The sequence below is a fragment of the Anaeromassilibacillus sp. 1001302B_160321_C8 genome, assembly GCF_015554745.1.
In the GTDB taxonomy this organism is placed as follows: domain Bacteria; phylum Bacillota; class Clostridia; order Oscillospirales; family Acutalibacteraceae; genus Anaeromassilibacillus; species Anaeromassilibacillus stercoravium.
The window spans coordinates 41,053-66,842 of record NZ_JADNJD010000009.1 but is presented as its reverse complement, the minus strand read 5'-3'; the positions used below and the strand labels follow the sequence as shown (position 1 = coordinate 66,842).

The following is a 25,790-nucleotide window of genomic DNA, read 5'->3' as shown; positions in this document are numbered from 1 at the left end:
GATTGTGACAAGAAAAGAATTGGTCCGCCATATCCTGAAGACCTACGGGCAGAAGGCCACGGCAAACGGGAAAGAGGCTTGGGCCGTGATCCGCCCCCTGCGCAAACAAAGCGATGAAGCGCCGCAGTGTTACCTCTATACCGGGACGCCCGATCAGAAGCTTTTGACCGGCGACCTTGTACAGGTGGGGACGGAATGGTATCGCGTGACCCGCGCGGATGTGGAGTGGTTGGAAGGCGAAAGCCTGTATGTGTGGGCCGTCCTGCGCAGGGAAGAGGAGACGGCCTTCTGCACAGAGGAGGAAGCATGAACCAGGACGATTATTTGGATTGGGCGGACCGGCTCTCGGAGGAATTGGAGCGCGATGTGCGGCGCTATCCGCAGGAGCTAAAGGAGGAAGAGCCATGAGCTTGGAAGCGCGCGCCATGCGGTTTGGCAAATTTGTCTGGAGACGGAATCCGGAAACCTTGCAGGTGGAGTACCAGCGAAATGTCAAACGGCTGACGCTCCCGCAGGTGGGGGAAGCCCTGCAGGACCTGGGTTGCCAGAGGCGCGCCGTGACCGGCAATGGGAGCTTCCTGGGGAAAGACGCCGCCGCGGACTTTGAGCGGCTGGCGGCGGTTTTTCGGGAGGGCAAAAGCCAGATCTTGTGCATCCCCGGCGCAGCGCCGTTCCGGGCCGTTTTTGCCTCCCTCCAAATGCTGGGGGAGGCGCGGCCCAACGCGGTGCGCTATAGCTTCCTGTTTTTGGAGGACGAAGAGTCGGCGGAGGACGACGGAATCCTCCGCGATGAATATGCCGTCTGCGGAAAAGGGGATACGCTGTGGCATGTGGCAAACCGGTATGCCACGACGGTCGATGTGCTGCGGCAGTGTAACCCGCAGATTCAATGGCCCAACCGGTTGGCGGAGGGAACGAAGGTGAAGCTGCCATGAGGTGTGTGGGATGGACCGCCAAGGGGGAGCGGGTTCAGCTGCCAGCGCCGGTGCGCCTACGGCTGCGCAGCGACGAGGATGCGCCCGCGGACAGCTTGGAGGCACGCTTCCCCGCCTGGGACGCTGTAGGGAACCTCTGCTGGATTCAATTGATGGACCGGGCAGGACGGGTGCTCTTTGCGGGAATTGTGGACGAACAGGTACTTTCGGAGGACGGGGACGGGATCACGGCGGAACTCTCCGCGCGAAGCCGCGCCGCCCTGTTGCTGGACAATGAAGCGCGGCCGCAGATCTATTACATGCCGTCGCTAAAACTGCTGTTTGAACGGCACGCCGCCCCGTATGGCTTTACCGGATACCTCGGGCGGGATGAGGTGTTTGGCGGGGCATTCACGGTGGAAAAGGGAATGAGCGAGTGGCAGGCGCTGGAGGCCTTTTGCAAAACGTATCTGGGGGTGCGGCTCGTAGCGCGGGGGGATGTGCTGGACGCGTCCGGCTTGGTACAGCAGGAGCCGGTGGATGTTTCCCGCTCGCATTGGCCCCTCTCCACATGCAAAATTGTTTGGAAAGACGCCGCCCGCATTTCGGAATTACGCATGCGCACCGGGGATGCAGCGGATTACGACGCCATTTTGCAAGATGAGGAGGCTGTGGCCCGCGGGGTTGTGCGCAGGCGCTATTTGAGCGGTTCCGACGTGGAGCGGGCAAAGGATGTGTTGCGAAGGGCCCGCCAGAAGGCGTTCGCCGTGCAGGTGTGCGGCCCAGGAATGCTGTGCCCACCGCTGGGAAGCCCGGCGAAGGCGGACTATGGGGAAAATCTCTATGTTTCGGCATGGGAGTATCAGTTGGACAGCCGCGGGGAGATCAGCCGCGTGACACTGCGCAGAAAGGAGGAAGGCTGATGTGGCTTTCGAAAAAGATGGCGGGGGATCTCCGCCGGGAACCAACCGCGGAAGTGGCCCGGATGACGGGAAGTTCGACCGCGCAGGGGAGCGGCGAGTACAGGGATTTTGCCCTCGCCGCTCCCTGGGGGATCGCCTATATGCCCCCGGATGCGGCGCGGGCCGTGCTGGTCAACAGTACGGAGGGGATGGTCTGCGCAGGGGCTGTGGTGGAGGAAACGGCGTTGGAGCCGGGGGAACTGCTGTTGTTCTCCCAGGGGGGCGCGCGAATCTATTTGAAAAACAGCGGCGAGGTGGTTATCAATGGACAAGTCTTTGCCGCGGAGGAGGGAGAATAATGGATACAGCGCTTGCCGGCGGCGATTTTTCCCTGGGAGCCAACGGGCTACCGCGTGGAATTTCCGGCGAAGAGGAGCTTTTGCAGCGCGCGGCGATCCGCCTGCGCGTGCCTTTGGGACGGTTTGCCTTTCAGCCTACATTAGGAAGCCGCCTGTATACCCTGCGGCCCGAAACGGAGGACAAGGACGCAAACGCCCTGGCCATGGCGCAGGAAGCGCTGCGGGAATTGCCGCAGGTGTGGGTGGAGAGTGCTGTTTGCAGCGCTGCGGAACCGCTCATCGCGCGGATACAGCTCGCCTGGGAAGGCGGCGGGGCAGAGATCGAGGTGACATGTGATGGAGACATATGAAGAAATTTTGGGCCGTATGCAGGGGACCTTTGAAGAGCTCGCCGGATATCCGGCGGACGATGCATCCGACATCGGCATCCGCCTGCGGGTGCTGGCCGGGGAGGTCTATTCCCTGACGGCGGCGATGGACTGGCTGGAACAACAGTTCTTTGCGCAGACCGCGCAGGGCGAACAGCTGGATCTGCGCGCACAGGAGCACGGGATTCAGCGACGGCCAGCGCAGGCGGCTACGGGAGAACTCACCTTTTCCCGCGCCAAGCCGCTTTGGTACCGCGCGGTGATCGACAAAGGGACCGTGTGCGCTCTGCCGGGTGAGGATGGCGCGCGCTATGTCACGACGGAGGAAGCTGTCCTGGCCGTGGGGAGCACGTCGGTGACGGTGCCCGCGGAGGCGGAACAGCCGGGACGGGATGGGAATGCGGCGGCTGGGACGGTCACAACGCTGATCACCGTCCCGCCAGGCATCGAACAGGTGACGAACCAGAAACCCTTTACAGGCGGCGCTGATGCGGAAGGGGACGAGTCCCTTCGCGCCCGCTTGACGCAAAGCTATGCAGCCCTTCCGAATGGAACAAACGCGGCTTTCTATCGGAATCAGGCCCTCAAGGACGAGGGTGTCTTTTCCGCAAATGTGGTTCCTAAGGAACAGGGGCTGGGAACGGTTGGCGTTTACCTGGGGGCGAGCGGCGCCGCGGCGGACAGTGAAACGGTCCAGCGTGTGCAGGCGATGTTTGACGAGCTGCGCGAGATCAACGTCCTGGTGACGGTCGCGGCGGCGCAAACGGTCTCCTGCCCGGTGACAGTGCAGATCGTACCCTGCGCGGGGATGTCGTTCGAAGCGGCCTCCGATGGCGTGGAAGAGGCGGTACAGGCATATTTTGCCGGCCTGGGCGTGGGCGAGCCCGTCCGGGCGGCCGCCCTGACCGCAAAGGTTTTTGCCACCGGCGTTGTGGAGAATTGTACCCTGGTGGGAAGCGCTGCGGCCGACCGGGTGATCAAAGCAAATCAGCTTGCGGTTTTGCAGGATGTGACGGTGCAGGAGGCGAGCGCATGACGTCTTACGATACGATGGCTTCCGCCCTCCACGAAACGGGGTTGTACGCCCTGTCGGGGGAAACTTTGGTGGATGCGGAATTGGCGGCCTACGCTGCGGCGTTGGATGTCCTGTACGAGCGATTGGAGGTCTTGCAAAAGGACAGCTTCCTCTGTACAGCGGGGGAGGAGGGGATTTCCCGCTGGGAGGCGCTCTTCGGCTTGCAGATACAGGGTTCCCTGGAAGAACGGCGAAAGGCGCTGTTGCAGTGCGGCGCTGTCCATAACAATTCGAATACCTGCGGCGATTTTTTAAAATTGTTGCAATCGGTTGGAATCGAAGCCGCGATTTTGGAGGACCCGGCGGGGCAGCGGCTGTGCTTCAACTGCACCGGCTTGGAGAGCACAGAAGCGCGCGCAAATGCGGTCGCCTACCTGGAGCGCTTTTTGCCCGCGCATTTGAACGTCATACTGGATTTCCGGGACCTTTCCTGGAATACTATTGACCATGCGGAAAAGACCTTTGACGAATGGGACGCCGGGAACCGCACTTGGGATCAGCTCGATCTGGCGGAGGATGAGCTGTTTGAACGATAAGGAGGACTTATGCCGACAGAACAAAAGACAAGCTTGGGGCTAAACCGGTGGCAGGGGACGGACAAACCGGCGCGCGCCGATTTTGTGGCGGACAATGAAACGCTGGATTCCCTGCTGGCCGAGCATTTTGGAGACACGCAGGCGCATCTGTCCGCCGAAGACCGCCTGCTGCTGGGGAATGCGGCGACGGTGGGAACCTACAATGGAAACGGGGCCGAGAGCCGGTCGATCACCCTCCCGTTTGCGCCAACGGCTGTGCTGGTTTTCCAGATGGACGCGCCGCCAATCGAATCCCATACGGGGTACTATCGGGTGAACTTCGCCATTGTGACGGAAGAGGGCGGTACACAGGGGGCTTCCTTGTCCGGCACTACGCTTACGGTGCAGCAGGCGCAGGGAACGCCCGCCGCGGACAGCATGGCGAACAGCCTAAACCAGGCGGGCGGCGGATACGGATATCTGCTGTTCCGTTAGCCGCCGATTTGACAAGCTTTTGCCAGATATTGTAAAATAAGACAACAGAGAAAGGGGGAGGCGCCTTTGGAAAATACCGAGAAGGAAAAGAGGCCGGAACGCGCGCTGTTGGCAGCGGTGGACACGGGGGAATACGACGCGGAGGCGTCCCTGGCGGAGTTGTATGAATTGGTGCGCAGCGCGGGTGCGGAACCCTGCGGCGCGATGACCCAAAAAAGGCCCTCCCCCGACACGGCTACCTGTGTGGGTTCCGGAATGATGGAAGAGATCGCGTCGTACTGTAAAAACTACGACATCGATTTGCTGGTGTTTGACTGCGAACTCTCTCCCACACAGATCCGCAATATTGAATCCATCAGCGATGTGCGGACGATTGACCGCACGATGCTGATTCTCGATATTTTTGCATCGCGGGCAAGAAGCAGCGAGGGCAAGTTGCAGGTCGAGCTCGCGCAGTTGAAATATATGCTGCCGCGCCTTGGCGGAAAGGGCACGTCACTCTCCCGTCTGGGCGGTGGAATCGGCACGCGCGGGCCCGGTGAGACAAAGCTGGAGACCGACCGCCGCCATATCCGCCGCCGCATTTCCAAGCTCAAGGAGCAACTGGAAGAGGTGGAGAAGCGCCGCGGCCAGATCCAGCGTCGCCGTCAAAAGAACGGCGTGATTACGGTGGCGCTTGTGGGATATACGAATGCGGGAAAAAGCACCCTGATGAACGCCCTGACGCAGGCGGGTGTGCTGGCAAAGGACATGCTGTTCGCCACGCTCGACCCGACGGCCCGCGCCTTGAAGCTGCCCTGCGGAAAGACCGTCATGCTCATCGACACGGTCGGGCTGGTGCGGCGGTTGCCCCACCATTTGGTGGAGGCGTTTCACTCCACACTGGAACAGGCGGCGACGGCGGACATCATCTTGAATGTGTGCGACGCGTCCAGCAGCGAAGCGCAGGTGCACTTGGACGTCACCCGCACGCTGTTGGCTGAATTGGGCTGCGGCGGGCGGCCCATTATCCCGGTGCTGAATAAGTGCGATTTGGTCCCATCGCTGCACGATCTGCCGATGATCGGCAATGCGGTACGCATCAGCGCCAAGACGGGGCGCGGCTTGGACGCCCTGTTGGAGTCCATTGAGGAAAACCTTCCGGTCAAGACAACGCGGGTGGAGCTGCTGCTTCCCTTTGCACAGGGCGGTTTGGCGGCAAAGCTGCGGAAGGATGGAACCATCTTGCAGGAGGAATATACCGCGGACGGTTTAAAATTGACCGCGCAAGTAGATCCGGTTTTACTCCATTTGGTGCAGGACTACGTGATCTTTCCGCACGAATAGCTCTCAGAATACGATAGAAAAAATCCCCTTTGCGGTCCGAAGATTGGACGGCAAAGGGGATTTTTGTGTGGCGCTTGCCAAGCAAAAAACGGGAAAGCTTTTCGGGCTTCCCGTTTCACGGCATTTTTAGAGGATTATTCTTTGACAAGGACCTTTTCGATGCTGCCCACAAACATTTCGTGGTAGTCCTTTTCCGGATAGCAGGTTGCGTCGATGGACGGATCGATAAATCCGGCCGGGTCGATCGGCTGCTTATGCAGCTTGCGGCAGATCAGGACTATCTTGGCCTCTGCGAAATAGGGCGCGGCTTCGTCGAACACCGGGGTCAGGCCGGTCTCCTTGCATTTGTCATAGTCGCGTCCGGAATGGCTCCCACAGAAGGACAGCGCCTTGCGGTACGATTCGTCGAAGAAGCAGAGGGAATAATAGCCTTCTTTTTCGATGAATTCCAGTGTGTAGCGCTGCGGGCGGACAAAGATAAAGGACACATAGTGCTTCCAGAGTTCCCCCAGTCCGCCCCAGCTGGCGGTCATGGTGTTGCATTTCTGCTCATTGCCTGCGGTAATCAGCATCCATTCTTTGTCGATCAGCGTAAAGGGATTGAATTGCAGGTCTTTGATTTCTACCGTTTTAAAACCGTTCATAAAAAACGCCTCCGTATCGTGTTTAGAATATCCTTATTATACCATAGAAGGCAAGAGGTAGGCCGGCGAATTGTGGAGAGAAAAATCCCATTGGTGAAGGACAAAACGCACAGATTGTACCATTGCTTTTCCATGGGATAGTGTTATAATAAATCGGAAAGAAAGCATTTGGAAAGGGGAGAACGTTCAACGGCAGGGGCCTTGCAAAGGCCAAATCCGAGACTGTGCACTTTCACAAGAGAATGGGAACTTGGTAAGTAGAATTTATGGAATACGGACAACGTGAATATTTATACATAAAACGCTTGATTTTTTGCATAAACAGTGTATAATAAAACACAACGAAGAAATGGGGGCTATCAAAATGGCAAAGCAAGCGATTGATAATACCAATATTAAGAAGGTCGTTCTGGCGTATTCCGGCGGCCTGGATACTTCGATCATTATTCCGTGGCTGAAGGAAAACTACAACAACTGCGAGGTCATCGCCGTTTCCGCCGACGTTGGCCAGGGAAGCGAACTGGAGGGCCTGGAGGAAAAGGCCAAAAAGACCGGCGCTTCCAAATTGTATATTGCAGACCTGAAGAAACAGTTCGTCGAAGACTACATCTTCCCGACCGTCAAGGCGGGTGCGGTGTATGAAAATAAATACCTGCTGGGCACGTCCTTTGCGCGCCCGATCATCGCAAAGCGCCTGGTGGAGATTGCGCTGGCCGAGGGCGCGGACGCCATCTGCCACGGCTGCACCGGCAAAGGCAACGACCAGGTGCGTTTTGAGCTGGCGATCAAGGCATTTGCGCCGGACATGAAGATCATCGCGCCGTGGAGAATTTGGGACCTGAAGTCCCGCGAGGACGAGATCGAATATGCGGAGGCGCACAACATCCCGCTGAAGATCACCCGCGAGACCAACTATTCCAAGGATAAGAACCTGTGGCACCTTTCCCACGAGGGCCTCGATCTGGAGGACCCGGCGAACGAGCCGCAGTACAATAAAGAGGGCTTCCTGGAGCTGGGCGTTTCCCCGGAGCAGGCGCCCGACAAGCCGACCTACATCACCCTGACCTTTGAAAAGGGCATCCCGGTCGCGTTGGACGGCCAGAAGCTCTGTGCGGTCGATCTCGTTGCCAAGCTCAACGAGGTGGGCGGCGCGAATGGCATCGGCATTGCGGATATTGTAGAAAACCGTCTTGTGGGCATGAAGTCCCGCGGTGTGTATGAGACCCCCGGCGGCACGATCCTGTATCACGCCCACAACAAGCTGGAAGAGATCTGCTTGGACAAGGCGACCTACCACTATAAGCAGAACGTCGCCAACAAGTTTGCCGAGCTGGTTTACGACGGCGAATGGTTCACCCCGCTGCGCGAGGCGCTCTCCGCCTTTGTGGACAGCACCCAGCAGACCGTCACCGGTGAAGTGAAGCTCAAGCTCTATAAGGGCAATATCATCGACGCTGGCGTGACCTCCCCGTACAGCCTGTACAATTCGGACATGGCGACCTTTGACGAGGACGAGGTTTACGACCAGGCGGATTCCGCAGGGTTCATCAATTTGTTTGGGCTGCCGATCAAAGTGCGCGCCATGGCAAAGAAGAACTGGCCTGTGGAGAAATAAGCGACGAAGTTTAACAGCAATAACCGCGCGAGATTCAGAAAAGAGAGGCCGGAGTTTCTGCCCCGCAGGGATGCCAGAAATTCTGGCCTCATACATTATACGATTCCGAGTTCCCCGCCCGGATGCAGGGGAACGGTTCGGCAGCACGGCGGATTTTGGCGGGGAAAGAGCCCTGTCGGGGACCGGGCGTGCAATCATAGAAGGGAACGCGGCGCGACGCGCCCATCAATCATTGGGGAGTGCATCATATGAAACTTTGGACAGGACGGTTCCACAAGGAGCTCGATAAAAAGACAAACGACTTTAATTCCTCCATCCGGTTTGACAGCCGTATGGCGAAGGAGGATATTGAAGGGAGCATCGCCCATGCAACCATGCTGGGGGCGTGCGGGGTGATCGACCAAAAGGAGGCCGAGCGCATCTGCGCGGGGTTAGAAGGCATCCTGGCGGATCTGGAATCCGGCGCGCTGGAGATCGACCCGGAGGCCGAGGACATCCACACCTTTGTGGAAGCGGAGCTCACAGCCCGCCTGGGGGACGCCGGAAAGCGCCTGCACACAGCCCGCAGCCGGAACGACCAGGTGGCGTTGGACGACCGCCTGTACCTGCGCAAGCAGTGCGGCATGCTCTATGGGCAGATCAAGGAATTGATCGAGGTGCTCTGCAAGAAAGCTTTGGACTATAAGGGCGCGGTGATGCCGGGCTATACCCATTTGCAGCGCGCACAGCCCATCACCTTTGGCCACCACCTGATGGCCTATGCGGAGATGTTCCAGCGCGATTTGGCGCGGCTCAAGGACGCGGCGCAGCGCATGAATGTCTGCCCGCTGGGTTCCGGCGCATTGGCCGGGACAACCTATCCGCTCGACCGGGCCATGAGCGCGCGGCTGCTCGGCTTTGACGACTACACCCACAACAGCCTCGACGGGGTCTCCGACCGCGACTTCTGCATGGAGACCGCCGCGGCGGTGGCCATTGCGATGGTGCATCTCTCCCGCTTCTCGGAGGAGATCATCCTGTGGTGCTCCTGGGAGTTCAAATTTATCGAGCTGGACGATGCGTTCTCCACCGGGTCCAGCATCATGCCGCAGAAAAAGAACCCGGATATCGCCGAGCTGGTCCGCGGCAAGGCGGGGCGCGCCATCGGGGACCTCACCACGCTCCTGAGCATGATGAAGGGCCTGCCGCTGGCGTACAACAAAGACATGCAGGAGGACAAAGAGGCCGTGTTCGACGCGGTGGATACCCTGCACATATGCCTGACCGCGTTTGTTCCGATGGTGGATACCATGAAGGTTCTGCCTGAAAATATGCGCAAGGCGGCGGCAAAGGGCTTTATCAACGCAACCGATTGCGCGGACTATCTGGTGGGCAAGGGCCTGCCGTTCCGCGATGCGTATAAAGTGACGGGCGCGCTCGTGGCCTATTGCATCGACCACGATTTGACTTTGGAGACCCTGCCCTTGGAGGAATACCAGAAGTTCCACGCCCTGTTTGCGGAAGACGTTTACCAGGCAATCTCCCTGGACACCTGTGTGAATGGCCGGAAAGTGCCGGGCGGCCCGGCGCCGGAGAACGTGGAAAAAGAGGCGCAGCGGGTGTTGGCGCTCATGCAGGACGCCGTATGGCCGTACGATGAAGGGGGCGAGACGCCGTGAACAAGTTGGAAAAAGCGGCAAAGCGCTTGCGGCCGGTGGAGCCGAAAAAGGGATACTTCTGGATGGTGGTCTGCATCATCCTGGGCTTTGTCGTGGGCGCATACATCCAGCAGTATGTGATGGGGCCGGTCGGCGGCCTTTGCGTCGGCGTGATCGTGGATGAGGCGGTCTACAAGATCCGCATGAAGCGGTTTATCAGCAAGGGCGGCATCCCCACAAAACCGGAAAAGCCGGAGGAGAAACCGGCCGAAACAGCGGAAGACGATGCAAAAGAGAAAAAAGAAAAGATGTAAGAGTCCGTTTTGGACAAGGATATAGAAGGTGACGAGAATGAATATCAAGGCAGGCGTCGTGGGCGCGACCGGTTACGCCGGCGCGGAGCTGGTCCGGTTGCTCACCGGGCATCCGCAGGCGGAGCTGGCGGCCATCAGCTCGGTCAGCTTTACCGGGCAGGCGCTCAGCGACATCTATCCGGCGTACTACCACATCTGCGATTTGGTGTGCGGTACGCAGGAGGAAGTGGTGGAGAAGAGCGACGTGGTCTTTGCTGCGCTTCCGCACGGGCTTTCGCAGGAGCTCGCAAAGACGTGTTACGACGCGGGAAAGGTCTTTATCGACCTGGGGGCGGATTTCCGCCTGGAAAACGAGGACGATTATAAGGAATGGTACGGCGGGACCTACCTCTATAAAGAGCTGCACGAGCAGGCGGTCTATGCATTGCCCGAGCTGTTCCGCGAGCAGATTCGCGGGAAGAAGATCATCGCAAACCCCGGCTGCTATACCACGGCTGTGCCGCTGGCGTTGGCGCCGGCGCTGCGCAAGGGGTATATCGCCGCAGAGGGGATCATTGCGGATTGCAAGTCCGGCGTCACGGGCGCGGGCCGCAAGCTGACCCAGAACACCCACTATCCGGAGCTCAACGAGGGCTTCTCCGCCTATAAAGTGGCGGCGCACCGGCACACGCCGGAGATGGAGCAGAGCCTGTCCCATGTGGCGGGCGGGGCGCCGGTCAAGCTGACGTTTGTGCCGCACCTGCTCCCGGTCAACCGGGGGATCTTGGCCACCTGCTATGCGAAGCTGCAAAAAGAGGCCTCCTTGCAGGAGATCCGGCAGGCGTACGAGGAACAGTATGGGGACGAAACCTTCATCCGGCTGCTGCCGGAGGGCCGCGTGGCGGATATTAAGAATGTGCGCTACTCCAATTACTGCGATATTTCCCTGCACATGGACCCGCGCACCAACACTTTCATCGCCATTTCCGCCATTGACAACATGGTCAAGGGCGCTGCGGGGCAGGCCATCCAGAACATGAACCTCGCGTTCGGCCTGGACGAGACCTGCGGCCTGATGCTGACGCCGCCGGCATTCTAAAAAGGGCGGCAATCCATTTTTAGGAGCGAATGAATCATGCAAGCGATTTCGATAGAAGGCGGCGTGACTGCCGCACAGGGGTTCCTGGCGTCCGGCATGTATTGCGGGATCCGCAAGAACAAAAGCAAGCCCGACTTGGCGCTGATCTATTCCAAGGTCCCGTGCGCCGCGGCCGCGGTGTACACGCAAAACCTGGTCAAGGGCGCGCCGATTCAGGTCACGCGCCGCAATCTTGCGGACGGCATTGCACAGGCGGTCATCTGCAATTCCGGAAACGCCAACACCTGCAACGCGGACGGCGAACAGAAGGCGCAGATGATGTGTGAAGCGGCTGCCAAGGCGCTGCATTTGGAACCCGAAGACGTGGTCGTAGCGTCCACAGGCGTGATCGGCCAGGTGCTGCCGATTGAGCCGATCCTGGAGGCCACGCCGAAGCTGGCGGAGTCCCTCACAGAGGACGGTTCCGCAGATGCGGCCAAGGCGATCATGACCACGGACACGGTGGTCAAAGAGGCGGCGGCCGAAGTCACCATCAACGGGAAGACGGTCCGCATGGGCGGCATCGCCAAGGGGTCCGGCATGATCCATCCCAATATGGCGACCATGCTGTGCTTTTTGACAACGGACGCGAACATCGCCCCAGCGGTGCTGGACAGCGCCCTGCGCATCGCAGTGAAGGACAGCTTCAACATGGTCAGCATCGACGGGGACACATCGACGAACGATATGACCGCCATCCTGGCAAATGGCTTGGCCGAAAACGACCCGATTGAAGAGGGGACGGAGGCGTTCGATCTCTTCACGGAGACGCTGCGTGCGATCACCATCCGCCTGGCGCGCATGGTTGCAAAGGACGGCGAAGGCGCGACAAAGCTTTTGGTCTGCAAGGTGACCGGCGCGGCCAGCGACGCGGATGCGCGCACCGTGGCCAAGAGCGTGATCTGTTCCAGCCTATTGAAAGCGGCCATGTTTGGCGCGGACGCCAACTGGGGCCGCGTGCTGTGCGCCATCGGGTATTCCGGTGCGCCGGTGGACATCCACCGGGTTGATGTGGGCTTCGCATCGCGGGCGGGCAGCATCGAGGTGTGCGTCAACGGTGCGGGCATCCCCTTCGACGAGGAGGTTGCCAAGAAGGTCCTGAGCGAGGACGAGATCGACATCCTGGTGACACTGCACGACGGCAATGCAAGCGCTTCGGCCTTTGGCTGCGACCTGACCTATGATTATGTGAAGATCAACGGGGATTACCGCACCTGATGTTCCGGCAGGGCGGCCGCGTGCGGATGGGAAGCATCTGCGCGCCGCGCCGGAAGCGGCTACTATTTCCAATTTGAAGGGGACGACGAGTATGAAAATATCCACCGCCGAGCGGGCCAAGGTGCTTGTACAGGCGTTGCCATACATCCAGAAATATGCGGGGAAGACCGTAGTGGTCAAATACGGCGGCAACGCCATGATTAACAACGATCTGAAGGACGCCGTGATGAGCGATATTGTCCTGATGCAGCTCGTGGGCATCAATGTGGTGCTGGTGCACGGCGGCGGGCCGGAGATCAGCGCCATGCTGAAAAAGATCGGCAAGGAGAGCCAATTTGTCGGTGGGATGCGCGTGACGGACGAGGAGACCATCGATATTGTGCAGATGGTCCTTGCGGGCAAGGTCAATAAAGACCTCGTGCAGCTCTTGGAGCACCACGGCGGCCGGGCGGTCGGCCTGTGCGGGCTGGACGGCGGCATGCTGACGGCGGAAAAGCTCCGCTCCAATGAGGGGGACCTCGGTTACGTGGGGCGGATTGTGGACGTCAACACGGACATCATCATCGACGCAACCCGCAACGGCTATGTGCCAATCATCTCCACAGTGGCCGGCGGGGAGAACGGCGAGGTGTTCAACATCAACGCCGACGTCGCGGCGGCGCGCATTGCGGCAAAACTGGACGCGATCAAGCTCATCCTGATGACGGATATCCGCGGCCTGCTGCGCGACAAGGACGACGAGAACACCCTGATCCCCGTGGTCAATGTGAGCGAGGTGCCCAGCCTCAAGAACCAGGGCATCATCAGCGGCGGCATGATCCCGAAGATCGACTGCTGCGTGGAGGCGGTCCGGCGCGGTGTGAACCGCGCGCACATCCTGGATGGCCGCATCCCGCACTCCATCTTGATCGAGCTGTTCTCCGACGAAGGCATCGGGACCATGCTGTATTGATTTAGAATGTAACGGCGATGAATTTTAACGAACGTGTATATGCGATTGTGCGGCGGGTCCCAAAGGGAAAGGTCATCTCCTATGGGCAGGTGGCGTTTTTGGCCGGAAGCCCCAGAGGCGCCAGGGCGGTCGGTTGGGCGCTGCACCGCAATCCCTATCCGTGGGTCATGGGCGGGGAGAACCCCGTCCCCTGCCACCGTGTGGTCAACCGCGAAGGGCGGCTTGCGCCGGAGTTTGCGTTTGGCGGCCCGGAAGAGCAGCGCAGGCTGCTGGAGGGCGAGGGCGTAGTGGTCAGCGAAGACGGATATGTGGATATGAAAACCTATTGCGTCGAATTTTAAGGGGCGGCGTTTGCAGCCCGCAGATAGAAGGGATCGTTATGCTTTTTGAGGAAGTCAAGCAACAGGAACAGTCGTATCTGATGCCCACCTATGGGCGGTTCCAGGTCGCGCTGGTGAGCGGCAAAGGGGCCACGGCTGTGGATACGGAAGGAAAGCCATATATTGACTTTGGCGCGGGAATCGGTGTGAATGCGTTGGGCTACTGCGACCCGGACTGGGTCGAAGCGGTGTGCGGCCAGGCGGCGGCGCTCCAACATATTTCCAACCTCTATTACAATCCCGTGATGACCCAGTTGGCGGAAACCCTCTGCAAACAGACGGGCTTCTCCAAGGTCTTCTTTGCAAACTCCGGCGCGGAGGCCAACGAGTGCGCGATCAAGCTGGCGCGCAAGTACGGCGTCCAGGCGCATGGGGAGAGCTGCAACCGGATTGTGACCCTGAACAATTCGTTCCATGGCCGCACGGTGACGACGCTGTCCGCGACCGGGCAGGCGGGGTTCCATCAGTACTTCACCCCCTTTACCGAGGGCTTTGCCTACGCCGATCCCAACCTGGAGAGCGTCCAGGCACAGGTTGACCAAAACACCTGCGCGGTGATGATCGAGCTGATCCAGGGCGAAGGCGGCGTCTGCCCGCTGGACAAGGGGTTTGTCCAGGCGCTGGCGGCGTTCTGCAAGGAGCGCGATATCCTGCTCGTGGTGGACGAGGTGCAGACCGGCGTGGGGCGCACGGGCAAGCTGTATTGCTATGAGCACTACGGCGTCCAGCCGGATGTGATCACCAGCGCGAAGGGGCTGGGCGGCGGACTGCCCATTGGGGCCTGCCTCTGCACGGAGCGCCTGGGCGCTGTGATGGGCGCGGGCATGCACGGTTCCACCTTTGGCGGGAACCCGGTTGCCTGCGCGGGCGCGCTGGCAGTCCTGAAAAAAATCAGCAAGCCGGGCTTTTTGGAGCAGGTTGCGCAAAAGGGCGATTACCTGCGGGAAAAGCTGGCGGCCATGGATGGAATCGAAGAGGTGCGCGGCATCGGCATGATGCTGGGGGCCAGGCTCAAGGCGGACAATGCCAAAGCAGTGGCAACGGCTTGCGTGGAGAACGGGCTCCTGGTGCTCACGGCGAAAAATATGCTGCGGTTCCTGCCGCCGCTCACCATCACCCAGGAGGAGCTCGACAAGGGCCTCGCCATTTTGCAAGAAACCATTTCAAACTTACAATAATATAGAAAAAACCGCCCAAGGGCGTATACGGAGGGATTGACCGATGAAACACCTGTTAAAAATGCTCGACCTTTCGACCGAGGACATTACCGAGATCCTCAACCTCGCGGACCAGCTCAAATATGAGCAGAAGCACGGCATCGAGCACCGCCACTTGGCGGGCAAGACGCTCGGCATGATCTTTGAGAAGGCTTCCACAAGGACGCGCGTGTCCTTTGAAGTCGGCATGTACCAGCTCGGCGGCCTGCCGATCTTCCTCTCGGCCAGCGATTTGCAGATCGGCCGCGGCGAACCGGTGGAGGATACTGCGCGCGTGCTGTCCCGCTACCTGGACGGCATCATGATCCGCACATACAAGCAGTCCGAGGTGGATGCGCTGGCCCAGAACGGCACCATCCCGATCATCAACGGCCTGACGGATTTTGCCCATCCCTGCCAGGTGTTGGCGGACTTGATGACTATCCGGGAGCACAAGGGCAGCTTGGACGGCCTGAAAATGTGCTTCATCGGCGACGGCAACAATATGATGAATTCCCTGATCGTCGGCTGCTTGAAGATGAAGATGGAAGTGGCGGTCGCCTGCCCGAACGACTATAAGCCAAACGCGATGGTGCTCGACTTCGCCGTACAGCATCCGGCGTTCAGCATCACAAACGACCCGAAGGAAGCCGCACGCGGCGCCGACGTGGTGATCACAGACGTTTGGGCTTCCATGGGCCAGGAAGAAGAGGCGCAGAAGCGCCGTGAAGCGTTCCAGGGCTTCCAGGTCAACGACGAGATCATGTCCGTGGCAAAGCCGGACGCGATGGTCCAGCATTGCCTGCCGGCGCACCGCGGCGAGGAGATCACAGCGGAGATCTTGGAGAAGCATTCCACAGAGATCTTCGACGAGGCGGAAAACCGCCTGCATGCGCAGAAGGCGGTTTTGGTCAAGCTCTTGGGCAGAAAATAAAATATTTCAGGACGGCGAAGGGTTTTCTCGAAAAGGATACCCGGAGCCGTCTTTTTGTATGAAGCAAAACTTTCCCGTTTCAGAAAAATAAAGATACATTATTTCCTTTTCCGTTCTTCCCCCGCTCTCAAGTTTTTGAGGGCGGTTTTTTTATATGAACATACGGCAATGGGGAGAAAGGGGGAAGATCGTTTTAAGATGCTTTGAAGCGTAGTATATATGAAAAATATTCATTATAGAAAATTTAGCAAAGGGGAATTTGTGATTAAATTGCACTTATTTCGAATTATTACATAGGAAAAATGTAGTAATTGGGATGATGTAAATTTTACTAAGCATATATTAAACGTATTTCATGTATTTTTGCTGATAGAAGAACCGAAAAACGTCCATCCTATACAATGATTGTATCCCGATTTTCAATGATAGGAGTGGATCAAACATGCAAGAAATGATGTATGGTTACATTCGGGTATCGACGAAGGATCAACATGAGGACCGTCAAATGATTGCAATGCAGGAGTTTGGGGTATCGGAAAAGCGTATCTATATGGACAAGCTCAGCGGGAAGGATTTTGACCGTCCACAATATAAACGGCTTTTGCGCCGGTTAAAAGGAGGGGATACACTGGTCGTCAAATCCATCGATCGTTTAGGCAGGGATTACAGCGAGATACAAAACCAATGGAGGATTATCACCAAGGAAAAGAAGGCCAATATTGTTGTATTGGACATGCCGTTGCTGGATACACGCCAAAAAGGGAGGGATTTAACAGGAACCTTTATCGCAGACCTGGTCCTTCAAATATTAAGTTATGTTGCCCAGGTTGAGCGCGAAAACATCAAACAACGGCAGGCGGAAGGAATTGCAGCAGCCAAAGCGAAGGGGGTGCGGTTTGGCAGAGAAAAAATGCCGATCCCAGAGGAGTTCTATGCGCTTCGAACCCGATATCGGGAAGGCAGCATCACCGCCCGCGCTGCCGCCAGAGAACTTGGCGTTGCGCACAGCACTTTTTTGAAATGGAACCAATCTATTATGAAAAATTTATGAAATATATGTTGGTTTTGATGGTAGACTTTTAAAACCAAAAATGCTATAATAAACAAAAATTCTGTAATGTAATGTAAATTAGTCTCATTCGTACTGCAAAATAGTTAAATTGCACAATAATTAAGGAGATTTTTATATCAAATTTCCATTGGCAGTTTTGAATCCTTTACGATTACAAACTGTACTTTTGAAGGGTTTGAAGAGGCTATCCGCGGACAGTCCGATAACGCAAATGTGAGCAATGCTGTAATCGATGGAAACCAGTTCATCAATTGCAATTTTGCCGTTCATGAATACGCAGGCGAATCGGACGCTTCGTCGCAGGGTACATACAGCTTCACAAACAATACGGTTACAGGTACGCCGGAGCTTTATAGCAAGGCGTATTTTGAAGACCTTTATCAGGACGCAAACCGTGTGGAGTGTAACGGCTACACCATCGTTATCGAAAACAACACCTTTACCAATGCGATTGTTGGCCTGGTAAACCTGGAAGACAACAACGGAAGTTATGAAGATGTTTATGCGGACAGCGCAAACAACACCTTCGGCGATAATACGTTTGTTGTCTCCGGCAGCAAAGTTTCGGGACAGATTGAGATGCACGCCAATTACGTTGCGCCGGAAGACAGCAATGGCTATTGGAAATGGACCGGCAAAGAAAACCTTGAGGGAGGCGGAAATCCCTCGGATGCCGCAGAGCGCGTTCAGGGGGCCATTGACAAGGCAAATGCGGAAGGTTCGAAAACGTTGACGTTTGGCGTGGACAACCCGGACAATTTCCTGCTGACCTTCACATGGTTTAAGGACGCTGTTTATTGGGTGAGCGGCGACAAGACCAGCTATCCTGGCTTGGAGAAGTGGATCGTCTTGGAGAACGGTACGGAAGTGGAAGCCGATACCGCCGCAGCGGGCGACGAAGTGGACTTCAAGCTCGAATCCAATGTGCCGCAGGATCTGCTCAATTACCTGAAGCCCGACCCGGCCGATCCGCCGCAGGTTGCGGTAAACACGATTGAGCCCAACAGCGGCACCTATCCCCTGACCTTCCACGATAACATGGATGAGGCGTTCGAGAATCCCACCAATTTTGTGGTCAAGGTTGGCGATACCGAATTGACCGAAGGTCAGTACACGTTGGTTACGGCCGGTTTGACAGACGGCTGTGATTTCGAGGTCACAGTGGATCTGGCGGCCCTGTATGAGGCGGGCCTTATCAGCGAGGATGATTTGGGTGTCACCCCTGTTACGGTAACCTACACCGCAACCTTGAAGGAAGGCACCACGGCGGGCGATTACTATAACACCGCGTGGGTTTCCTATCCGAATAGCGAAACCGAACAGGATAAAGTCAAAGTAGAAACCTTTAAGATCGACGTCTTCAAGTATGACCAGGCAGACGAAAAGGGCCTGGCAGGGGCAGAGTTCGCCCTCTACGACGAAACGGCGATTGACCAGGACGGCAATTTGATCGAAGGGGCAACGCCGGTCCTGGAAGGAATCGTTTCGGGAGAGGACGGCCATGTGGTCATCGACGGTTTGGACGCCGGGAAATATGCACTGGTAGAGACAAAGGCTCCGGACAACTATGTAAAGAGCGATACGCCTTTGATGTTGACCATTGAAGCGGGTATCGAACCCAATGTTGTCAACGTCAAGTTTGCGAACAGCAAGATCCCGCACACCGGCGGTATGGGCACCACTCTCTTCACCATTGGCGGCGTTGTGCTCCTCGCAGCGGCGGGCACTCTGTTTGTCGTCTCCCGCAGAAAGCAGCAGCACAGCTAATCGGGATGGCGCTGAAAGTGCAAATTAGATCAAATTAAAACGGTTATGTACCGCGGGGAGGGAGGTAGCTCCCTCCCCTGCGGTATCGTTGTTTTGCCGCGGCGGCAGGAGCTTTTCCACAGAATTTGGTCTGCGGGAAAACTCGTACCGCCGGGAAGGGTGAAAAGGATTTTGCGTACGAACATGAAAAAAAAACGAAAAATTAGCACGCTTCTAGCGGTTTTGTTGCTGATTGTAGGGCTGGGGGTTTTGCTGTATCCAAGCCTGAGCGACCTTTATTACCGCTGGGAAGCAGAGCAGGAGATTGCTCAATATAATCAAGTTGCAGAAGCAACACAAGAGGATTATTCCGACCTTTGGGCTGCGGCGGAAGAATATAACCGCAAATTGGCACAGGGCAATGCCTTTTCTGTTGCCGCGACAGCGGAGGAAGAGGCTAAAATTGAGCAATTCCTCAATCCGCTGGGCAATGGGATGATGGGGTATATTGATATTCCCAAAATCAATGTCCACCTTCCGATTTACCAGGGGATTGAAGAACAGGCGCTTCAAGCAGGCGTGGGATTCTGGCCGGGCACCAGCCTTCCAACAGGAGGCCCCAGCACACATTGCGTGCTTACAGCCCATAATGGCCTGGTCCGCGCAAAAATGTTTACGGATTTGGACCAGCTAGTAGAAGGCGATACGTTTTCCCTGTCCATTTTGGATCGGGTATTGACCTATGAGGTGGATCAGATCCTTGTTACAGAACCGGATGAGGTGGACGCACTGCAAATTGTAGAGGGACAGGACTACGTTACCCTTTACACATGTACCCCATATGGCGTGAATACCCACCGGCTTTTGGTAAGGGGACACCGCATTGAGACACCGGAAAACGTAAATTTGGGCAATGGAGCCGTGGATATCATACGGACGCAATCCGGCATGACGGTTTTGATTACCCTAGCAGTGGTTGGGCTTCTCATTCTGCTTTTCCGCATTTGGCGCATCTTCCGCGCCCGCAAGAAAAAGCAGCAAACATAAGAGATTTTACGAGGCGGTGATCGTTCCATGAATATACAACGGTTTTGGAAAAAGTTTGCAGTTGCCTTTATGGCCCTGGTATTGCTGTTGCCTTGCCTGGCAATACCAGCATTTGCATACAATCCAATCGATACCAGCCGCGAAACGTCCCTGACCGTGCATTTTGGCGAAGGGAGCACGGATTTTTCCGGCGTGGAATTCCGGATTTACCGGGTGGCCAATGTATCTGAATCGGGTGAATTTACCCTGGCTGGCGATTTTGTGGATTATCCCATTTCCCTGGAGAATTTGGATAATGCGGGGTGGCGTGCTCTGGCCCAGACCTTGGCAGGCTATGTTGCCCGCGACCATCTGGGCCCTTATAAAAGGGCAAAGACCGATGAAAATGGGCGGGCATTCTTTGACCATCTGCCTACGGGCTTGTATCTTGTGATGGGGGATTCCTATGAGAAGGGCCGCACAACCTATACGCCTGACCCATTTGCCCTTTGCCTACCGAATCCGGATGGGGAAACAGGGGAATGGATTTATGATGTGGAAGCCTCCTGTAAATATGACAGCGAATATGATCCTCCTCACGGAGGGGGCGGCGATGATGACCCATCAAGTGGCGGTGGAGGTGGTACTCCTGTGACCGTCACCCGCAGGGTGCAGAAGATTTGGGACGACAGCGGCCATACAGAAAACCGCCCGCAAGAAGTAGTTGTTCAACTCTTGAAGGATGGCGTGGTTTCCAGCACGGTGACGCTAAGCGCAAGCAACAATTGGTCCTATACTTGGTCGGGGTTGGATGCAAATTCCAATTGGCAAGTAGTGGAACGCGATGTAGCAAACGGATATACCGTTTTGGTAGAACGGGAAGGCGACCTCTTCCGTGTAACCAACACCTACCAAGAGGATGTACCAGTCACCCCGCCTTCCACAGGGGAGTCCGAGGCCCCGCCCTCGGCGGAAAGCATCGAGCCAGCGCCTGAACCTGAGCCTGAGCCCGAAGAGAAGCTGCCCCAGACGGGCATGCTTTGGTGGCCTGTTCCGGTGTTAGCCTGCGGTGGAATATCGCTGTTTTTTGCCGGATGGGCCCGGCGCCGGAGACAGGAGGATTCGGATGTATAGAAAACATGATAACAATCGGAAACGTCGTTCCGGTACCGTGTTCATGTTAGGAGGGCTGCTGCTATTCGCAGCAGCCCTTTTTTTGACAGGATATAATCTGTGGGATGAACAACGGGCCGGGGACGCGGTGGCCGCTATCTTGGAACAAATGTCAGCGCTCCAGGGACGTGCGCAGGAAGGGCTGGGGGCCACGGGGGGCCAGGATCAAGAGGTACCGGATTATGTGCGAAACCCGGATATGGAGATGCCAACCGTGCAGATTGATGGAGAGGCATATATCGGGGTTTTAGAATTTCCAAGCCTCAGCGTGTCCCTCCCAGTCATAAGCGATTGGAGTGCGGCAAAATTGAGGACAGCGCCCTGCCGCTATACAGGGTCTGCTTATCGGGACAACCTCGTCATAGCGGGGCATAATTATCGGACGCATTTTGGAAAGCTGCAAAACCTTTCCCTTGGGGATACCGTGCTATTTTTTGATGCGGATGGAAATCGATTTGCATACGAAGTAGCAGGGGTTGAGGAATTGGACTCCACCGCCATCGAGGAGATGGTCACCGGGGATTGGGATCTGACGCTTTTCACCTGCACGCTCAGCGGGCAGACCCGGTTCACCGTGCGTTGCATAAGATCTGAATAGCTGCTTCCTGCATTTAAGGGGAGAGAAGGCCATAGAAAAAGTCTGTTGCACCGCACCGAAAGGCGTCAAAGGAAATGGTATGGGAAGATACACTGTACAGCTCAGCCAGGCGCTTCTGTAAGGTTTGCCAGCAGATCGCCCACACTTATAGCAAACGCTGGGAAAGAAAATGATACCATCCATGCGGGAATCAAAAAGGGGAGGCCGGCGTGCAGATGGGATCGGCCGCAGATACGGGTTTCCCCAGCTTCCACAAGGATATTGTAAAAATGGCTCCGGAAAGCATTCGCTTTCCGGAGCCATTTTCAACGACATTTATTGGGGGGCAGACATGCTTTTACATTGTTTCTCCAATGCCGTATGGACGGGCTGGCTTTCGGATTCGTTACACAGCAATACAAGAATATCGCCAGCTTCCAAAATGGTATCCCCATGGGGGACGAGCTCCTGGTCGTGCCGTTTGACCGAAACCACCAGTGCCCCGCTGGGCCAAGGAATTTCCTGGATGGTTTTGCCGCACACTGGCGCCCCAAAACAGACGGGCGACTCGATCAAAAGCTTTTCGCCACTGGGTGGAGGAGTGGCGCCCTGCTTTTTCATGAGCCTTTCCAGGAGCATGTCATAGACAGGCTTTGCGTGCAACAGATCTGCAACGGCGTAGGCGGTCAGGGAGACCAGTGAGAGGGTCAACAGATGGGAGAAATTCCCAGTCATTTCACTGATCAAAATGATGCCAGTAATGGGGGCCCGGACGATTGCCGCAAACAGGCCGGCCATACCAAGAATGACAAAATTTTGCAAAGGATTTTCAATGCCACAGAGACCTAATACTTCGCTAAACGTACTGCCAGAGATCGCCCCCAATACCAGCAGCGGGAGGAAAATGCCACCAGGGACACCCGATCCAAAGCTGATCATGGAAAAGAGGAATTTCAGGCAAAATAGTAACAGCAGGGACTGGATTGCCATATCTTGCGAGACAAGCTCAATGAGGTTGTGGCCGCCGCCTAATACCAGCGGATATACAAGCAGACATGCGCCCGCCAAAAGGAATGGAATGGCGGTCCGGATGAACTGCGAACCAATTTTGCTGTATAGGTCCTGAGATTTCGCCACGCAGAAATTATATAGGGTCCCCACCAGCCCCAAAAGGATGCCGAGAATCAAGACCATCCAATAATTTTGCAACGGCATCATCTGTGCAGCAGAAAAGTCAAAGACCGGTTTTAAGCCGAAAACATAGCGGGAAATAAAATCGGCTGTAATAGAAGCCGACATTGCAGACAAAAGGACATCCGTTGAGAAATTCTTATGTAGCTCTTCCAAGGAAAAGAGCACGCCCGCAAAGGGGGCGTTAAAGGCGGCGGCAAGCCCCGCGCTTGCACCGCATGTCATCAGCATTTTTTCTTCAGTCTTGTCGCGATGGGATAACCGGGACACGCCTTTTCCCGCCATAGCGCCCATCTGGATGGAGGGCCCTTCGCGGCCCAGGGAGAGCCCTGCGCCGATGGTCAGGATCCCTCCGATAAATTTTGCCAGCAACACCCGCCACCAAGTCTGCGAGAGCCCGCCTTGCATTTCCCCTTCCACCTGCGGGATGCCAGAGCCACTGATGAACGGTTCTACGCGGAGAAGCAGCGTTACCAAGGCGGCAATGCCTAAGAGAGCAAGCATCCAGAGGGAAACAGCCCAGGGATGGGCGGAAAGAAATATCCCAATGGATTGCCGGAAGGCATCCGCCTGTTCCAATGAAACCCGAAAGAGCACCGCGACCATGCCCGCGGCGAATCCAACGGCGATTCCCTGCAATACCAAAGAATAACGGAAGCTGCGGAATCGTTTGATCAGCTTGGCCGTGGTAGTTTGATCCTGTTGCAAAGAGTTGCACCCCGTTTCTCATTCTCATCTTTCCCTTTGAGGGACAAGTATGCTTTTTTATATTATAGCACGGAAGGCAAAAGCTGTCGATTGAACGTGGCCACGGCAGGAAACGGAAATTGCCGTTGGTGCGGATGTTTATATCGGTTTTAATGCTTTATAAAAGGATCTCTAAGGGAAAGGAATATAACACAAAAGATGAAATGCCGCTATGCTCCTGAAAAATAGGGGAATGGGATACCCTGATATCCGCGGCCGAGCATTGAGTCCACAAAGAGGGAACTGCTTTTTTACGGGGCACGGAAATCGTACCGTTCCCTTTTGGGGGTGAGCGGAAATTTTCCGGAAACCTTGTCCGGTTTCAGAACGCGCGATATCGGGGAGAAGCCGGCATAGCGGCGTTGTAGCCCCTTCACCCCAAGGGTTCAAACGGAAGATGGGGAAATCAAAGTGAAATAGAACGAACCGGGGTAAGCGTCCAAAGTACCAGGAACCGTTGCTCCATAACATCAAGTCCATCTTGTCCAAGTAGCGGAAGGGCTTGCTGCCTGCGAAGGACAGGCGGCAAGCCCTTCCGCTTTGCCTTGATACAGCGGCTATTGTAATGACCCGGATCACCCACCAGCTCGTATGGAAAATTCTATCCGGCCAATCCTTTCAGATAGAGCAGATCCCTTTTGAAGGACCCGGAGAAGCTTGTTATCCCTGTATGGTCCAGGCAGTTGCCTTTGCAGCCCATGCTCTGCTGGATGCCGTTTCTTTTGCACATACGCCGGCACAGTTTATGTTGCTATTGCCGGCCCTGGCTTGGAGTGGGAACCAGCCCTGTCCCATCTGGGATCGTTTTAACAGACTTATCCAGCATAGCCGTTCCAACAAAAGGGGCATGTTGTGCTTCCGGTTATGAACCATTTTGCGCTTTGTAATCGATTCCCCATTGTTCCATGGCCTTAATGATAGGGCGCATCGATTCGCCTAATTCGCTCAAAGAATATTCCACCCTTGGAGGGACTTCCGGATAGACCGTCCGTGTGATGATGCCGTCTTCTTCCATTGAGCGCAGGCTGTCCGTCAGAACTTTTTGGCTGATCCCCTCTAAATTTTTGCGCAGCTCGTTAAAACGCCACAGGCGCGCAAGAAGGTTGCGCAAAATCAAAAGTCTCCATTTACTTCCCACCATTTGTACGGTTGTCGCAACAGGGCAAGCGGGCAACTCTTCTTTCTTCAGCATATCGATACCTCCCCCAATTCCCATTGGTTGATATTTGCATATTACACTCAAATTATAGTGCTGCATACGCGTGGAATCAAGCGTGCTATACGGAATAAAAATTTTTTATCCAACAATCCCCGCAACAACGCAAGAGTCACAAAAAGGTAACGTAGGTTATAAAAAAGTGCGTACTTGTAGAGCAAACAGGCACCCGTTACAATGGTGTCGAAAGCAAAGGACGGAGGTACTTATGATGAATCAGGCAAAGTTTGTTGTGGATATAGAAGCGTGTGTGGGATGTGGAAAATGCGTAAAGGTTTGCCCCGGCGGAATTCTCCGCTTGAATCCATCCCAAAAGGCTGAGATTGCGGATTTCAAAGAATTTGGGTGGAACGGTTGTTGGAAATGTGAGCATTGCCTTGCCGTCTGTCCAATGGGCGCCATTTCCATTTTCGGCCACAGGCCGGAAAACAGCCTCCCCATGGTCGATTGTACCATTGCGGCACCTGCAATGGATTCCCTGATTGCCAATAGGCGTTCCTGCCGCAGATATAAGGACAAAAATGTTGATACCGCCGTTATAAACGATATGCTGGGACGCCTGTCAGGGGCGCCCAACGGTGGCAATAAGCAGCAGGTGGAATTCACATTGATCGATGATCGGGTCCAGATGGATCACTTCCGCCAGATTGTTTATTCCCGGATGGAGGCACTGGCAGCGCAAGGGATCTACCCAAAGGGGTTTAGCAAAGAGGCATATGGAGATATGAAACGATGGGAAAAGACGGTGCGCCCCGATATGCTTTTTTGCGGAGCGCCACATATTTTGATTCCCCACGCACCGTTCGGCCACGGGGAACCCATACAGGATGTGGTGATTGCCGGGACATATTTTGAACTTCTTTGTGCTTCCCGCGGCCTTGGAGCGGTAATGTTGACGTTCCCTCTCGGTGCGTTGGAACAAATGCCGGATATCAAAGCAATGCTGAACATTCCGGCCCACCATTACATCGGCATGATAATTGGCTTCGGTTATCCCGAAATCCAGTATGCAAGAGGCGTACAAAGGGAAATGGAACAAGACCGTATCCATCGCTTGGCTTTTGAGAAAGCCCCAATATAA

Annotated in this window: 27 protein-coding genes; 24 read left to right on the top strand and 3 right to left on the bottom strand. The window is 56.0% G+C overall.

What is annotated here, in order from left to right; genetic code table 11:
• Positions 1-4: 4 nt before the first annotated feature.
• From I2E77_RS07890 to hflX, 9 genes are all read left to right on the top strand, one after another.
• Positions 5-310, top strand: coding sequence for a hypothetical protein (locus I2E77_RS07890; protein WP_087231615.1), 306 nt, complete (start codon positions 5-7; stop codon positions 308-310).
• A gap of 94 nt (positions 311-404) precedes the next feature.
• Entirely contained in the window at positions 405-935 is a 531-nt protein-coding gene (locus I2E77_RS07885) for a LysM peptidoglycan-binding domain-containing protein (protein WP_195450971.1), read from the top strand.
• The gene (locus I2E77_RS07880; protein WP_195450970.1) at positions 932-1,837 is read left to right on the top strand and encodes a hypothetical protein; all 906 of its coding nucleotides are present in this window, start codon (positions 932-934) and stop codon (positions 1,835-1,837) included. The genes I2E77_RS07885 and I2E77_RS07880 overlap by 4 nt, the downstream gene beginning before the upstream one ends.
• The gene (locus I2E77_RS07875) at positions 1,837-2,175 is read left to right on the top strand and encodes a hypothetical protein (protein WP_237966998.1); all 339 of its coding nucleotides are present in this window, start codon (positions 1,837-1,839) and stop codon (positions 2,173-2,175) included. Before I2E77_RS07880 ends, I2E77_RS07875 begins: the two co-directional genes overlap by 1 nt.
• Positions 2,175-2,525 (top strand): histidine kinase, encoded by a 351-nt coding sequence (locus tag I2E77_RS07870; RefSeq protein WP_191441112.1) that lies wholly within the window; start codon positions 2,175-2,177, stop codon positions 2,523-2,525. Before I2E77_RS07875 ends, I2E77_RS07870 begins: the two co-directional genes overlap by 1 nt.
• Entirely contained in the window at positions 2,512-3,579 is a 1,068-nt protein-coding gene (locus I2E77_RS07865) for a baseplate J/gp47 family protein (RefSeq protein WP_195450969.1), read from the top strand. Before I2E77_RS07870 ends, I2E77_RS07865 begins: the two co-directional genes overlap by 14 nt.
• A complete protein-coding gene (locus I2E77_RS07860) occupies positions 3,576-4,154 on the top strand; it encodes a hypothetical protein (protein WP_195450968.1) in 579 nt (192 codons plus the stop codon). The genes I2E77_RS07865 and I2E77_RS07860 overlap by 4 nt, the downstream gene beginning before the upstream one ends.
• A 9-nt stretch (positions 4,155-4,163) precedes the next feature.
• Positions 4,164-4,628: a hypothetical protein gene (locus I2E77_RS07855; protein ID WP_087231635.1), complete on the top strand. Its 465-nt coding sequence runs from the start codon at positions 4,164-4,166 to the stop codon at positions 4,626-4,628.
• Positions 4,629-4,694: 66 nt separating this feature from the next.
• Positions 4,695-5,954 (top strand): GTPase HflX, encoded by a 1,260-nt coding sequence (hflX, locus tag I2E77_RS07850; protein ID WP_087231638.1) that lies wholly within the window; start codon positions 4,695-4,697, stop codon positions 5,952-5,954.
• A 134-nt stretch (positions 5,955-6,088) separates the two neighbouring features.
• Here hflX and I2E77_RS07845 read toward each other — a convergent pair whose 3' ends face one another.
• Positions 6,089-6,598, bottom strand: a complete 510-nt coding sequence (locus tag I2E77_RS07845) for a flavin reductase family protein (protein ID WP_191395665.1) — start codon at positions 6,596-6,598, stop codon at positions 6,089-6,091.
• Between the two features lie 364 nt (positions 6,599-6,962).
• Here I2E77_RS07845 and I2E77_RS07840 point away from each other — a divergent pair, with 364 nt between their 5' ends.
• The 14 genes from I2E77_RS07840 to I2E77_RS07775 all read left to right on the top strand — a co-directional run bounded on the left by I2E77_RS07840 (position 6,963) and on the right by I2E77_RS07775 (position 21,576).
• Positions 6,963-8,213 carry an argininosuccinate synthase gene (locus tag I2E77_RS07840; RefSeq protein ID WP_087231643.1) on the top strand — a complete coding sequence of 417 codons (1,251 nt, stop codon included), beginning with the start codon at positions 6,963-6,965 and terminating at the stop codon, positions 8,211-8,213.
• A 248-nt stretch (positions 8,214-8,461) separates the two neighbouring features.
• On the top strand, positions 8,462-9,871 hold the full coding sequence (argH, locus tag I2E77_RS07835) for an argininosuccinate lyase (RefSeq protein ID WP_195450967.1): 1,410 nt from the start codon (positions 8,462-8,464) through the stop codon (positions 9,869-9,871).
• The gene (locus I2E77_RS07830) at positions 9,868-10,164 is read left to right on the top strand and encodes a hypothetical protein (RefSeq protein WP_087231653.1); all 297 of its coding nucleotides are present in this window, start codon (positions 9,868-9,870) and stop codon (positions 10,162-10,164) included. Before argH ends, I2E77_RS07830 begins: the two co-directional genes overlap by 4 nt.
• A gap of 37 nt (positions 10,165-10,201) precedes the next feature.
• Positions 10,202-11,242, top strand: a complete 1,041-nt coding sequence (gene argC / locus I2E77_RS07825; RefSeq protein WP_195450966.1) for an N-acetyl-gamma-glutamyl-phosphate reductase — start codon at positions 10,202-10,204, stop codon at positions 11,240-11,242.
• A 36-nt stretch (positions 11,243-11,278) separates the two neighbouring features.
• Entirely contained in the window at positions 11,279-12,499 is a 1,221-nt protein-coding gene (gene argJ, locus I2E77_RS07820) for a bifunctional glutamate N-acetyltransferase/amino-acid acetyltransferase ArgJ (protein WP_195450965.1), read from the top strand.
• A 91-nt stretch (positions 12,500-12,590) separates the two neighbouring features.
• Positions 12,591-13,451, top strand: a complete 861-nt coding sequence (gene argB / locus I2E77_RS07815; RefSeq protein ID WP_087231662.1) for an acetylglutamate kinase — start codon at positions 12,591-12,593, stop codon at positions 13,449-13,451.
• A 17-nt stretch (positions 13,452-13,468) separates the two neighbouring features.
• Positions 13,469-13,792, top strand: coding sequence for an MGMT family protein (locus I2E77_RS07810; protein WP_191441778.1), 324 nt, complete (start codon positions 13,469-13,471; stop codon positions 13,790-13,792).
• 38 nt (positions 13,793-13,830) lie between these two features.
• Positions 13,831-15,009 (top strand): aspartate aminotransferase family protein, encoded by a 1,179-nt coding sequence (locus I2E77_RS07805; RefSeq protein ID WP_195450964.1) that lies wholly within the window; start codon positions 13,831-13,833, stop codon positions 15,007-15,009.
• A gap of 43 nt (positions 15,010-15,052) precedes the next feature.
• Complete coding sequence (gene argF / locus I2E77_RS07800; protein ID WP_087231671.1) at positions 15,053-15,961, top strand: ornithine carbamoyltransferase; 909 nt, start codon at positions 15,053-15,055, stop codon at positions 15,959-15,961.
• 442 nt (positions 15,962-16,403) lie between these two features.
• Positions 16,404-17,012 (top strand): recombinase family protein, encoded by a 609-nt coding sequence (locus tag I2E77_RS07795; RefSeq protein WP_191448473.1) that lies wholly within the window; start codon positions 16,404-16,406, stop codon positions 17,010-17,012.
• Positions 17,013-17,246: 234 nt separating this feature from the next.
• Positions 17,247-18,800: a SpaA isopeptide-forming pilin-related protein gene (locus tag I2E77_RS07790; protein ID WP_195450963.1), complete on the top strand. Its 1,554-nt coding sequence runs from the start codon at positions 17,247-17,249 to the stop codon at positions 18,798-18,800.
• A gap of 183 nt (positions 18,801-18,983) precedes the next feature.
• Complete coding sequence (locus I2E77_RS07785) at positions 18,984-19,826, top strand: class C sortase (protein WP_087234675.1); 843 nt, start codon at positions 18,984-18,986, stop codon at positions 19,824-19,826.
• Positions 19,827-19,853: 27 nt separating this feature from the next.
• Positions 19,854-20,939 (top strand): Cna B-type domain-containing protein, encoded by a 1,086-nt coding sequence (locus I2E77_RS07780; RefSeq protein ID WP_191363069.1) that lies wholly within the window; start codon positions 19,854-19,856, stop codon positions 20,937-20,939.
• Positions 20,932-21,576 (top strand): sortase, encoded by a 645-nt coding sequence (locus I2E77_RS07775; protein WP_087234673.1) that lies wholly within the window; start codon positions 20,932-20,934, stop codon positions 21,574-21,576. Before I2E77_RS07780 ends, I2E77_RS07775 begins: the two co-directional genes overlap by 8 nt.
• 315 nt (positions 21,577-21,891) lie before the next feature.
• Here the strand turns inward: I2E77_RS07775 and I2E77_RS07770 are convergent, their stop codons facing one another.
• Positions 21,892-23,454 (bottom strand): ClC family H(+)/Cl(-) exchange transporter, encoded by a 1,563-nt coding sequence (locus I2E77_RS07770; protein ID WP_237967004.1) that lies wholly within the window; start codon positions 23,452-23,454, stop codon positions 21,892-21,894.
• 901 nt (positions 23,455-24,355) lie between these two features.
• Positions 24,356-24,685 carry a winged helix-turn-helix transcriptional regulator gene (locus I2E77_RS07765; protein WP_195450962.1) on the bottom strand — a complete coding sequence of 110 codons (330 nt, stop codon included), beginning with the start codon at positions 24,683-24,685 and terminating at the stop codon, positions 24,356-24,358.
• Positions 24,686-24,755: 70 nt separating this feature from the next.
• Between I2E77_RS07765 and I2E77_RS07760 the strand changes: the two genes are divergently transcribed.
• The gene (locus tag I2E77_RS07760; protein ID WP_207738219.1) at positions 24,756-25,790 is read left to right on the top strand and encodes a nitroreductase family protein; all 1,035 of its coding nucleotides are present in this window, start codon (positions 24,756-24,758) and stop codon (positions 25,788-25,790) included.

What these genes read in the sequence shown, in the direction of transcription:
- I2E77_RS07885 (WP_195450971.1), top strand. Translation starts at nt 405, where the DNA reads ATGAGCTTGGAAGCGCGCGCCATGCGGTTTGGCAAATTTGTCTGGAGA.
- I2E77_RS07880 (WP_195450970.1), top strand. Translation starts at nt 932, where the DNA reads ATGAGGTGTGTGGGATGGACCGCCAAGGGGGAGCGGGTTCAGCTGCCA.
- I2E77_RS07875 (WP_237966998.1), top strand. Translation starts at nt 1,837, where the DNA reads ATGTGGCTTTCGAAAAAGATGGCGGGGGATCTCCGCCGGGAACCAACC.
- I2E77_RS07870 (WP_191441112.1), top strand. Translation starts at nt 2,175, where the DNA reads ATGGATACAGCGCTTGCCGGCGGCGATTTTTCCCTGGGAGCCAACGGG.
- I2E77_RS07865 (WP_195450969.1), top strand. Translation starts at nt 2,512, where the DNA reads ATGGAGACATATGAAGAAATTTTGGGCCGTATGCAGGGGACCTTTGAA.
- I2E77_RS07860 (WP_195450968.1), top strand. Translation starts at nt 3,576, where the DNA reads ATGACGTCTTACGATACGATGGCTTCCGCCCTCCACGAAACGGGGTTG.
- I2E77_RS07855 (WP_087231635.1), top strand. Translation starts at nt 4,164, where the DNA reads ATGCCGACAGAACAAAAGACAAGCTTGGGGCTAAACCGGTGGCAGGGG.
- I2E77_RS07845 (WP_191395665.1), bottom strand. Translation starts at nt 6,598, where the DNA reads ATGAACGGTTTTAAAACGGTAGAAATCAAAGACCTGCAATTCAATCCC.
- I2E77_RS07840 (WP_087231643.1), top strand. Translation starts at nt 6,963, where the DNA reads ATGGCAAAGCAAGCGATTGATAATACCAATATTAAGAAGGTCGTTCTG.
- argH (WP_195450967.1), top strand. Translation starts at nt 8,462, where the DNA reads ATGAAACTTTGGACAGGACGGTTCCACAAGGAGCTCGATAAAAAGACA.
- argC (WP_195450966.1), top strand. Translation starts at nt 10,202, where the DNA reads ATGAATATCAAGGCAGGCGTCGTGGGCGCGACCGGTTACGCCGGCGCG.
- argJ (WP_195450965.1), top strand. Translation starts at nt 11,279, where the DNA reads ATGCAAGCGATTTCGATAGAAGGCGGCGTGACTGCCGCACAGGGGTTC.
- argB (WP_087231662.1), top strand. Translation starts at nt 12,591, where the DNA reads ATGAAAATATCCACCGCCGAGCGGGCCAAGGTGCTTGTACAGGCGTTG.
- I2E77_RS07810 (WP_191441778.1), top strand. Translation starts at nt 13,469, where the DNA reads ATGAATTTTAACGAACGTGTATATGCGATTGTGCGGCGGGTCCCAAAG.
- I2E77_RS07805 (WP_195450964.1), top strand. Translation starts at nt 13,831, where the DNA reads ATGCTTTTTGAGGAAGTCAAGCAACAGGAACAGTCGTATCTGATGCCC.
- argF (WP_087231671.1), top strand. Translation starts at nt 15,053, where the DNA reads ATGAAACACCTGTTAAAAATGCTCGACCTTTCGACCGAGGACATTACC.
- I2E77_RS07795 (WP_191448473.1), top strand. Translation starts at nt 16,404, where the DNA reads ATGCAAGAAATGATGTATGGTTACATTCGGGTATCGACGAAGGATCAA.
- I2E77_RS07785 (WP_087234675.1), top strand. Translation starts at nt 18,984, where the DNA reads ATGAAAAAAAAACGAAAAATTAGCACGCTTCTAGCGGTTTTGTTGCTG.
- I2E77_RS07780 (WP_191363069.1), top strand. Translation starts at nt 19,854, where the DNA reads ATGAATATACAACGGTTTTGGAAAAAGTTTGCAGTTGCCTTTATGGCC.
- I2E77_RS07775 (WP_087234673.1), top strand. Translation starts at nt 20,932, where the DNA reads ATGTATAGAAAACATGATAACAATCGGAAACGTCGTTCCGGTACCGTG.
- I2E77_RS07765 (WP_195450962.1), bottom strand. Translation starts at nt 24,685, where the DNA reads ATGCTGAAGAAAGAAGAGTTGCCCGCTTGCCCTGTTGCGACAACCGTA.